The following is an 8,921-nucleotide window of genomic DNA, read 5'->3' as shown; positions in this document are numbered from 1 at the left end:
CCGCACGGCGCGGCGGCGCGGGGGTCGGAGCCCCCCCCCCGCCCACACCGGGGTTGGTGCCGCCCCCCAGCGGGCCGCCCACCTCCGCATCCACGGTCGCATCCGCCCGAGCCGCGGCAGCGGATAGTTTGGGGCGCATGGATCCCATCGAGCGCCTCATCGTCGCCGAATCGCCCGGCCATGCCGGTCACGTGCTGATCATCAACTCCCCCGGCCTGGCCGAGACGGCACAGCGGATCGCGCCGGCGGTGAGCATGTGGTGCGACGACCGCCGCGACGCCGATGAGGCGCCCGCCGATCTGCTGCTGGAGCGCCTCGAAGAGTCCTCGCTGGCCGGTATCGACCTGGTGTGGCTGCGCCTGCCCAAGGCCCTGTCGGCCCTCGACGACTACGCCGAACGCCTGGCCTCGTGGACCGCCCCCGGGGTCCGGGTGATCGCCGCCGGCCGCCAGAGGAGCATGACGCACTCGATGAACGGCGTGCTCGGACGCCATTTCGACGCGGTCTCGGCCTCGCTGGGCGTCGCCAAGTGCCGCGCTCTGAGGGCCTCGCTGCCGAAGAAGGGCGGGCTGCGCTGGCCGCGTGAGGGACTGCATCCCGAGCTGGGCATCGGCGTCATCGCCCACGGCGAGGTCTTCGCCACCAGCCGGGTGGACGACGGCACCCGCCTGCTCGCAGAGCTGTGCGGGGACATCCACGGCGACGACCTGCTCGACCTGGGCTGCGGCTCGGGCATCCTGGCCACCCTGCTGGCCCGCGCCAACCCCGGCGCCACCGTCCACGCCGTCGACGTGAGCCGGGCGGCCGTCGAGTCGACGACGCTGACGGCCGAGGCCAACGGCGAGCACGTGCAGGTGCACTGGGCGCCCGGCCTGGACGGCTGGGAGACCGGCGGCCTGGACGTCATCGTCACCAATCCGCCCTTCCACCGCGGCATCGCCAAGGACTCGGAGCCGGCCCTGGCCATGTTCGACGACGCCGCCCGCGTGCTGCGCCCCGGAGGCGAACTGTGGTGCGTCTACAACTCGCACCTGCCATGGCGCAAGCGGCTCAACGAGAAGATCGGCGGAACGACCGTCGTGAGGCAGAGCCCCTTCTACACGGTCACTCGCACGGTCGCCCGCTGACCCGCCCCGGCCCGGACGGCGCCGAACAGGCCCGCGAACACCGCCCATGCATCCGCGCGCCTGCGAAAGACGCGGCCGGAGAGGCGCCCCGGCGGAAGGGCGGAGGAGCACCGCTCCGGCAGAAGGATGCTCCGGCGAAGGCGGACGGGACGCCCGGCGGAGTGCGGCGGGGCACCCGTTTTGGGGACTCCTCGTCGCACCGGAATTGCCGTTATCGTGCGGCTCATGGCCAGGTCGAAGAACTGGAAGAAGAGGTGGCTGCCGAACCAGCACGGCGCCTGGGCGATGCTCATCGTCCCCTTCGTCGTGGGCGCCCTGAGCCGTCAGCGCGCAGCCGGCCTGCCGCCGTGGTGGATCCCGCTGGCCGTCATGTGGATCATCGGGTACTGCCTGTTCGCGCAGACCGTCAGCTGGGTGAAGATGCCGGCCGGGCGCCGCCCCGGCCTGCGCGCGCCGATCACCGCCTATCTCGTCGTCTGCGCGCTCTGCGGAGTCGTCGTCCTGGCCCTGCACGGGTGGGCGCTGGCGATCTGGCTGATCGGTTTCGCGCCACTCATCGCTGTGGCGTTCGCCCTGGTCAGGAACCACGAGGAGCGCTCGGTCACCTCGGGCATGACGACCGTGGCGGCGGCCTGCCTCATGTTCTACGTGCTGCGCTGCGGGGGCTGGCCGCTCCTCGATCCGGGCCTGCACGACGGGCTGACGGGCCTGCTGCTGTACGGCTACTTCGCCGGGACGGTCTTCCACGTGAAGTCCTTCATCCGCGAGAAGGACAGCCCGGCGGCCGCCCGGAACTCGGCCTGCTGGCACGCGGCCTGGCTCGCCGCGGCCGTCCTCGTCTGCGGGCCGTGGCTCGGCCTCGGCTCGGCCTGGTGGATCGTCTTCTTCGCCGTGGCCCTGGCCCGCACGACGATCATGAAGCGCATGCAGAACAGCGGCTTCCCCTTCAGGGCGGGGACGCTGGGCGTCGTCGAGATCATCCTCAGCGCGGCGTCGATCGCCTGCTCGCTCGCCTGAACGGGCCACCGCGGGCGCACGGGGACGGCCCGCGCCCGGTTAACGTAAGGGCATGACCATTCCCGCACCGATGCTCCGCCTGAGCAACGCCACCAACGGCGCAGTCGAGATCCCGCAGCTGGGCCTCGGCACCTACAAGGTGCCCCCCGAGAGGGCCGAGGGCGTCGTCGCCGCAGCCCTCGAGGCCGGCTACCGGCACATCGACACCGCGCAGATGTACGAGAACGAGGCCGGCGTGGGCCGGGCACTCGCCGCGAGCGGCATCGATCGCGACCAGCTGTTCGTCACGAGCAAGCTCGACAACTGCAACCACGGCCATGATGACGCCCTGCGCGCCATCGACAGGTCCCTTCAGGACCTGCGGCTCGAGAGGCTGGACCTGTTCCTCGTCCACTGGCCCATGGCCGCCGTCACGAATCTCGTCGAGACCTGGCAGACCATGATCGAGATCCTGCAGTCCGGCCGTGTCCGAGCCATCGGCGTCTCGAACTACCAGGCCGATCACCTGCGCACGATCACCGACGCCACCGGCATCGCCCCGGCCGTCAACCAGATCGAGATCAGCCCGTACCTGACGCAGGAGCCGCTGCGCGCCCTGCACGGCCAGATGGGCATCGTCACCGAGGCCTGGTCGCCGCTGGCCCGCGGCAAGATCGCCGACGACCCGGCGATCCGGGCGATCGGCGACGAGCTGGGCCGCACGGCCCCGCAGGTCGTCCTGCGCTGGCACATCCAGCGCGGGGACGTCGTCTTCCCCAAGTCGATGCACCGCGAGCGCATCGCCGAGAACGCCCGGCTGTTCGACTTCGGGCTCTCGCCGGCCCAGATGGACGCGATCAGCGCCCTCAATCGGGACGAGCGCCAGGGCAGCCACCCCGACATGGTGCAGTGGACCAGGCGCCCCTGACGCACTGGTCCGGGCGGCGCATCGGCCCGTCACTGGTGCGCCCACCGCTGGAAGAACCAGGGCAGGGCCCAGGAAGCCGTACACGGTCCCGCGCTCGATGCGCCCGCGGCCGGCGGATCCGGCAGGAGCCGCGAGCCCGGCGCCGCCCCGCGGCGCGCGTCCCGATAGCCTTGACCCCATGCCGCGTTTCGAGCCCTTTCCCGCGCTGCGCTATGCACCGCAGACCGACCTTGACGCCGTCATCGCACCGCCCTACGACGTGCTGAGCGACGCCGACATCGACGAGCTGGAGGCCCGCGATCCCCACAACATCGCCTGGATCGACGACCCGCGCGGTGGCCGGGACCGCTACGAGAAGGCCGATCAGCTTCTCCGCCGGTGGCTGGCCGAGGGCTTCCTGGTGCCCGACGAGAGCCCCAGCTTCACCATCTACCGCATGGCCTTCACCGACGCCACCGGCGCCGACCGGGTCATCTCGGGCGTGCTCGGCGGCCTGGAGGTCGTCGACGAGGACGCCGGCGGCGTGCTCCCCCACGAGCGCACGACCAGGAAGGCGGTCACCGACCGCCTCGACCTGACCCGTGCCACGGCCACCAACGGTTCACCGGTATGGGGCCTGTCGCCGGCCCCGGGGCTGACGAGGGCCCTCCGGGCACCGGCCGAGCCGGCCGGCGAGATCACCGTCGATGGGGTGCGGCACAGCGTCGAGCGCATCACCGATCCGGCGCGCATCGCCGAGATCACCGCGATCATCGGCTCCGACGACGTGCTCATCGCCGATGGCCACCATCGTTACTCGATCTCGCGCAGCTACCGCGACGAGGTGCGCGAGGCCACCGGCCGCACCGACACCGAGGCCGAGCTGACGCTCGCCTTCGTCAACGAGCTGGTCGATGATCAGCTGTCCATCGAGGCCATCCACCGCCTGCTCGACGGCATCGGCTGGGACGACCTGGCCGCCGCGCTGGAGCGCTTCTTCACCACAGAGCCCTTGGACGAGGAGCTCACGCCGGCCACGCTGGCGCACATGGTCGCGCAGGGCCGTCTGGTGCTGCTGTCGCCCGAGGGCCGGGCCAGCTGGCTGATCGCCAGGCCGGGAGCCTTCGAGGGCGTCCGCTCGCTCGACGGCGCCTGGCTCGAGAAGGCCCTGGGCGACACCAGCGCCGTCCTCAGCTATCAGCACGGTCTGGACGAGATGCGCGAGGCCGTCACGAGCCACGCCGCCGGCGTCCTCATCCGCCCGACGAGCCTGGACGAGATCATGCGCACCGCTCGCGAGGGCCTGCTCATGCCGCCGAAGTCCACCTTCTTCACGCCGAAGCTGCGCACCGGCTTCGTCATGCGGCCCACCGCGTCGCTGCATCACTGAGCAGGGCGACGAGCCGGGCGGGTGGTGCGGGGCCTCCCCTGTGGGAGCGTCCTGGTGGTTTGTTGTTGTGGTGTTCATCGGTCGGGGTCGGTGAGTACGGAGGTCAGGTCGATGACCGTGACCTGTGCGGTGCCGGCCGGTCTGGTCACGGTCTCGGTGCCGGCCCGGCCGCCGGCGGTCCAGGTGACGGTCCAGGTGCGGGTCGCGGTCACGGTGTACCGGCCGGGGTGCTGCCAGGCGTGCCCGCAGTACGGCGACGGCGTGTTCCGCCCCGCCGGGCCCTGGTACGGGGCCGTGCGGCGGCAGTGCTGGGAGTGCCCGTCCCCGGTGTCGACCAGGAGTCCTCCCGGGGTGGCGGCGAGGTCGACGGCCAGCCCGTCCTGGCTGGCCCGTACGTGCCGGGGTTGTGGCCTGGGCGCGTGGAACCAGGTGTGGAAGCCCACCGCGGTGGCGCCCCACTCGTTGAGCCGCGGGTCCGGGTCCAGCAGGATCCCCTCCTCGTCCAGGGTCACCGTGGCCAGTGCTCGTCGTGCCGCCTCCACCGGGTCCGTCCCGCTGCCGGCGCCGACGGCGGGGGCGTCCCCGCCCAGGCGGACCCCCAGGAGCGTCCCGGGCGGGAGCCGTCCGGTGTCCCAGCCGCCCGGCTCCTGGGCCGCGGGGGCCGGGCCGCCGGCGTCGTCCATGGCCCGGTAGCCGGGCCGGTCGCTGGGCCCGTACGAGTCGCCGCCGCTGCCGGGCGCCCGGTACGAATCCGACGCGGACACCGAATAATCAGAACCATTGTCGTAAACGGCAGTATCCCCATTGAACCGTGATCGAGAATCAGTCGAGCAGCCGCCGGTTGCAGGATCACACCCCAAAGCGGCAGGCGACGAGATGACTTGAGAAATCAGAAAGCCAAGGAAAACGGTACCGAAAACTATTCTTCCGCGCATGAATCAACCGCCTTCTCTCTACTCGAAAAGATCTTGAGCTTGTCATCAACGTCATACTTGAAAAACACGCCTCCATTGTCGTAGCCGCTCGACACGGATTCACCGGAGGCATCCACCAACGGACTCATGGTGGAATCGATGCAGATCGTCAAGGAGATCAGCGAATCCGAGGGTGGATCTTCGGGGGTCTCTCTCATGATCCTGTACTCAGAGCGCGTCCCTTCTTTCATCCTGACTTGTCGGTCAACCATCTGCTGAAGAATTGATGCCTCCGACTGGGCGTACCAGCCCATGATGTAGTCGTTCATCTGCACCGGGACGCCGTTGACCCCGCCCTCGAGGAACGCCTGCTGCTCCAACTCGAAGTACGCCCGGTAGACCCGCTCCGCCTCCGCGTACAACTCCTCCTGCGCCGCCGAATCCTCCTGCGCCGCCGAATCCTCCTGCGCCGCCGAACCGCCCGGGGACGAGGGCGACGGGCCCGAGGAGACCGCACCCGAGGACGGGCCCGCCCCCGACGAACCGCACCCGCCCGCCAGCACGCACACCAGCACCCACGCACCGGATAGCAGAACACGAGCACGACACCGGACCATCGAACGAACCTCCACGACACCGAGGGGCCCCGACCCGCCAATCCTCGCACGTCCCCACCGGCTCGGAACAGGACACACGACCACCTGTGGACAACCCAAAACCCAAGCGGTGATCTCGGCCGACCGGCTCAGCCCAGCGCCAGCCCACCACGCACCCGCCGGCCCGCCCGCCCTGCTGTCATGGGCGGCAGACCGCGGCGATAAGGTCTGAGAGACGACCGGTGCGCCATCGGGCGTGCGCGGCCAAGAACCAGGAGAGGAACTATGACTGATCGCATTGCCAACGCACAGCTGCGCGGCAAGGTGATGAGCGCGGACGAGGCCGCCGCCCTCATCCCGGCAGGAGCCCAGATCGGCTTCGGCGGATTCACCGGATCCGGTTACCCCAAGGAGCTCCCCAAGGCTCTCGCCGCCCGTATCAAGGCCGCGCACGAGGCCGGCGAGGACTTCACCGTGAACGCCTTCACCGGCGCCTCCACCGCACCCGAGCTCGATGGCGTGCTCGCCGAGGTCGACGGCATGGGCTGGCGCATGCCTTACCAGTCCGACCCGATGCTCCGCAAGAAGATCAATGACGGCACCATCTTCTACACCGACATCCACCTGTCGCACTCGGCCCAGCTGGTGGCCGAGGGCTTCTGCGGCAAGCTCGACTTCGCCGTCGTCGAGGCCACCCGCATCACCACCGAGGGCAACATCATCCCGACCTCCTCGGTCGGCAACAACAAGACCTATCTCGACTGCGCCGAGAAGATCATCATCGAGGTCAACTCCTGGCAGTCCCTCGATCTGGAGGGCATGCACGACATCTGGAACGGCTATCTCACGCCGCCCAACCGCCCCGCCATCCCGATCGTCAAGCCCGGGAACCGCATCGGCGATGACTTCCTGACGATCGATCCGGGCAAGGTCGTCGCCATCGTCCTGACCGAGGACCCCGACCGCAACTCGCCGTTCAAGCCGATCGACGACGACTCGCGCGCCATCGCCGGCTATCTGCTCGACTTCTACGACAGCGAGGTCGAGCACGGCCGCATGCCCAAGAACCTGCTGCCGCTGCAATCCGGGGTGGGCAACATCCCGAACGCCGTGCTCGACGGCCTGCTGAAGTCCGACCTGGAGAATCTCACCAGCTACACCGAGGTCATCCAGGACGGCATGATCGATCTGATCGATGCCGGCAAGCTGCGCGTGGCCTCGGCCACGGCCTTCTCGCTGAGCCCCGATTACGCGCACAAGATGAACGAGAATGCGGCGAAGTACCGCAGCTCGATCGTCCTGCGCCCCCAGGAGATCTCGAATCACCCCGAGGTCATTCGCCGGCTGGGCGTGCTGAGCTGCAACGGCATGATCGAGGCCGACATCTACGGCAATGTGAACTCCACACATGTGTGCGGCACCCGCATGATGAACGGCATCGGCGGTTCGGGCGATTTCACGCGCAACGCCTACATCTCGGCGTTCGTCTCGCCCTCGACCGCCAAGAACGGCGCCATCTCGGCGATCGTCCCGATGGTGAGCCACGTCGACCACACCGAGCACGACGTCATGGTGATCATCACCGAGCAGGGCATCGCCGATCTGCGCGGCCTGGCACCCCGCCAACGCGCCAAGAAGATCATCGAGAACTGCGCCCACCCCGACTACCGGGCCCAGCTGACCGACTACTACGAGGCCGCGCTCGAGACCTCGAAGGCCAAGCACACGCCGCACGACCTGGGCCGCAGCTTCGACTTCCATCGCAGCTTCACCGAGAACGGCACGATGAGACTGGACTGACGCTCCTGGGCGCGACGGGGGATCGCACCCGCGGGGCGGTCCCCCGTGTCGTCGGCGGACAGTCCCATTCCCGGCAGACTCACCCCGGGCAGGACGAGCCCTGCGCCGCCGGCGGGCTCAGCCGAGCAGCAGGGCGCCCAGCTGGTCGGCGGTGTCGACGACGGCCAGCGGCCGCTCGGCGCGCAGCTCGCCGGCGCCGCCGGCTCCCCAGGTGACACCGATGCCCGGCATCCCGGCGGCCCGGGCGGCGCGCAGATCCCACACGGCGTCGCCGACGTAGGCGGCGGAGCCCGGCGAGCCGTCCATACGCGTCACGCCGGTCAGCAGCGGTTCGGGGGCGGGCTTGTGCCTGGCGGTGTCCTCGACGGCGCAGGCCACCTCGATGAGGCCGCCGTAGCCGCAGACCCGCAGGCCGCGCTCGGCCAGGGAGCGCATCTTGGCGGTGACGACGCCGGCGTGCAGGCCGGCGTCCTTGAGCCGTCCGACGAGGCCGACCATGCCGGTGCAGGCGGTGACGTACTCGTCGTGGTGGCCGACGTTCCACTCGCGGTAGAGCTGCACGACCTCGGCGGGGCGCTCGGGCGCGAGGCGGGCGGCGGCCTCCAGCAGCGGCAGGCCGATGAGCGGGGTGATCTCCTCGCGGGTCGGCTCCGTGCCGAGGATCGCGCGGCCCAGATGCTGCCAGGTGGCGACGATGAGGTCGATCGAGTTGATGAGCGTGCCGTCCAAGTCGAACAGGACGAGCTCGTACGGCGCGAAGGATCCCACGGAGTGCGAGTCTAGGGGGCGGGAGCGCCGGCGCGCCGTCCGGGCGGGCGCCGGTCGCGGTGAGCACCAGCTCACCGGGCCGCGGCGGGTACGGGGCAGTAGGCTGGTCACGGGCCGCAGGCCCGTCCGGCCCGACGACGCAGATGAGGTGAGCCCGCAACCATGAGTTCCGACCCGCGCAGCCCGGACGTGCCGTCGAGCGGGCAGGACCCCGCCCCCGCGGCGCCCGTGCCGGGCGGGAGCCAGGACCAGGGGGGAGGACCCGCCCGTGCGAACCGCCGGGAATTCGGGGGCGAGGGTCCATCCGCCCTGCCGGTGGGCGGATGGACCGCATCGGGCCGTGCGGCCGCGGAGCGATCCGAGCCGGCCCAGGAGCCCGTGGCGGCGATCGACGCCGAGCCGCTGACCGGCCCCGCGGGCCCC

Annotated in this window: 9 protein-coding genes; 6 read left to right on the top strand and 3 right to left on the bottom strand. The window is 70.4% G+C overall.

Translation table 11 applies throughout. The features are described from left to right. Positions 1-137 precede the first annotated feature (137 nt). From R2N01_RS10275 to R2N01_RS10260, 4 genes are all read left to right on the top strand, one after another. Positions 138-1,127, top strand: coding sequence for a methyltransferase (locus R2N01_RS10275; protein WP_316670856.1), 990 nt, complete (start codon positions 138-140; stop codon positions 1,125-1,127). Positions 1,128-1,352: 225 nt separating this feature from the next. Further along, positions 1,353-2,144: a YwiC-like family protein gene (locus tag R2N01_RS10270; protein ID WP_316670854.1), complete on the top strand. Its 792-nt coding sequence runs from the start codon at positions 1,353-1,355 to the stop codon at positions 2,142-2,144. Positions 2,145-2,196: 52 nt separating this feature from the next. After that, on the top strand, positions 2,197-3,051 hold the full coding sequence (locus tag R2N01_RS10265) for an aldo/keto reductase (protein ID WP_316670853.1): 855 nt from the start codon (positions 2,197-2,199) through the stop codon (positions 3,049-3,051). A gap of 178 nt (positions 3,052-3,229) precedes the next feature. Further along, entirely contained in the window at positions 3,230-4,420 is a 1,191-nt protein-coding gene (locus R2N01_RS10260; protein WP_316670851.1) for a DUF1015 domain-containing protein, read from the top strand. Positions 4,421-4,494: 74 nt separating this feature from the next. Here the strand turns inward: R2N01_RS10260 and R2N01_RS10255 are convergent, their stop codons facing one another. Together R2N01_RS10255 and R2N01_RS10250 are read right to left on the bottom strand one after the other, a co-directional pair. Continuing rightward, entirely contained in the window at positions 4,495-5,184 is a 690-nt protein-coding gene (locus R2N01_RS10255) for a hypothetical protein (protein ID WP_316670848.1), read from the bottom strand. Between the two features lie 155 nt (positions 5,185-5,339). After that, positions 5,340-5,909: a hypothetical protein gene (locus R2N01_RS10250; RefSeq protein ID WP_316670846.1), complete on the bottom strand. Its 570-nt coding sequence runs from the start codon at positions 5,907-5,909 to the stop codon at positions 5,340-5,342. A 306-nt stretch (positions 5,910-6,215) separates the two neighbouring features. On the opposite strand from R2N01_RS10250, the gene R2N01_RS10245 reads away from it, so the two are divergent. Further along, positions 6,216-7,730, top strand: coding sequence for an acetyl-CoA hydrolase/transferase family protein (locus R2N01_RS10245; RefSeq protein WP_316670844.1), 1,515 nt, complete (start codon positions 6,216-6,218; stop codon positions 7,728-7,730). Between the two features lie 117 nt (positions 7,731-7,847). Here the strand turns inward: R2N01_RS10245 and R2N01_RS10240 are convergent, their stop codons facing one another. Then, positions 7,848-8,498, bottom strand: coding sequence for an HAD hydrolase-like protein (locus R2N01_RS10240; protein WP_316670842.1), 651 nt, complete (start codon positions 8,496-8,498; stop codon positions 7,848-7,850). A 162-nt stretch (positions 8,499-8,660) separates the two neighbouring features. Here R2N01_RS10240 and R2N01_RS10235 point away from each other — a divergent pair. After that, positions 8,661-8,921: hypothetical protein (locus tag R2N01_RS10235; RefSeq protein ID WP_316670840.1), on the top strand; the 261-nt coding region annotated here is incomplete at its 3' end.

It is taken from the genome of uncultured Propionibacterium sp., from assembly GCF_963539965.1.
Classification (GTDB): Bacteria; Actinomycetota; Actinomycetes; order Propionibacteriales; family Propionibacteriaceae; genus Propionibacterium.
Note: the sequence above shows the minus strand (reverse complement) of the source record. Positions and strands in the feature narration are given on the sequence as shown.